This is a genomic window from Candidatus Parvarchaeota archaeon (assembly GCA_016866895.1).
GTDB lineage: Archaea > Micrarchaeota > Micrarchaeia > Anstonellales > VGKX01 > VGKX01.
The window spans coordinates 1-1,240 of record VGKX01000221.1 but is presented as its reverse complement, the minus strand read 5'-3'; the positions used below and the strand labels follow the sequence as shown (position 1 = coordinate 1,240).

Genomic DNA, 1,240 nt, shown 5'->3' with positions numbered 1-1,240 from the left:
TCCTCATACTTTTCAACGAGTTTTATCCTGAGCATCTTCTCCAGTTTTCTTGCAAGCTTAATGTCAGGCTCATGAACTCCTGTTTCAATTTTATGAACAACCGATTCCCTTTCCGCAACAAGCATTGCAAAATCCTTCTGAGTAAGGCCCATCTGCTCTCTTTTTTTCCTGATTATCTCGTTGAAATTCTCAACTATCAGCTCAACAGGCTCATTTCTGCCGGCATTTGCTGCTGCAATCGAGGCATTTGCTGCACCCGCAGCCTTTTGCGATGGTTGCCTTTTCGGCCCCTGCCTTATTTCGCCAAGCACTTTTCCAAACCTGCAGCAGTCCCGGCAGACACGCATCTCAGTGTCTTCGACTATTGCCCTGAAAAGCCCTGCCTTGGAACCGCACATTTCGCAAGCCATGCTCACACCCCAGAAAGGTATATTTCCATGAAATTTACTCAGTGTATTATCTTCGTCATTTCTGCAAATGGCTTTGCATTTTTATACCTTGCTATGTATTTATTCAAAATCCCCTTCAAAATCAAATTAAGCTTGCCATGCATTCAATTCCCAATCCTCGGCAAAACCAGTAGCGCTGTGCAAAGCTTCAATCCAAATGGAAGGCATAGTCATGTTTAAAAATACAGGCAACTTGTAGATTTGCATGGCAGAAGAGTCATTTATGCTGGTTTCCCTGAAGGAAAGCAAGGCAAAGAGGCTTGCACAGGTCATAAGCAATGAAACCTGCAGGAAGATCCTCGACTTTCTCTCGAAAAATGAGGCAACAGAGACCGAGCTCAGCAGCATGCTTGGCATGCCAATCTCGACCGTGCACTACAATCTCCAGCACCTTGTTGAAAACAAGCTTGTTGTTGCAGAGGAATTTCATTACAGCGTAAAAGGCAAGGAAGTTTTGCATTACAAGCTGGCAAATAAGCTGATAATCATAGCGCCGGAGGAGGCAAGCCCGAAATTAATGGACAGGCTGAAGAAGCTCCTGCCAGTGTCAGTCATAACTCTCGCAGCGACATTCGCAGTCAGCATATTCACGGGGTTTAAGCAAGGCAGCATTTCACTCACGCAAAAGGCAGCCATGCCAGAAATGGCAAGGGCAGCAGCAGACTCTGCCCAGGCATCATCACTTGTGACGCAGGCAGTGGCACAGCAGGCAGTGGCACAGCAGGCAGTGGCACAGCAAGCAGCAGCCACTCCTATATTTGCTTGGCCAGTCAGCAGTATTGCCCTATGGT

The 1,240-nt window shown here is 46.9% G+C and carries 2 protein-coding genes; one reads left to right on the top strand and one right to left on the bottom strand.

All coding sequences use genetic code 11. The annotated features are described in order from the left end of the window. Nucleotides 1-410 (bottom strand): TIGR00270 family protein (locus FJZ26_06095; protein ID MBM3229977.1); only part of this gene is annotated, 410 nt, incomplete at its 3' end. 244 nt (nucleotides 411-654) lie between these two features. On the opposite strand from FJZ26_06095, the gene FJZ26_06090 reads away from it, so the two are divergent. Beyond that, on the top strand, nucleotides 655-1,240 hold a 586-nt coding region (locus FJZ26_06090), incomplete at its 3' end, for a winged helix-turn-helix transcriptional regulator (GenBank protein MBM3229976.1).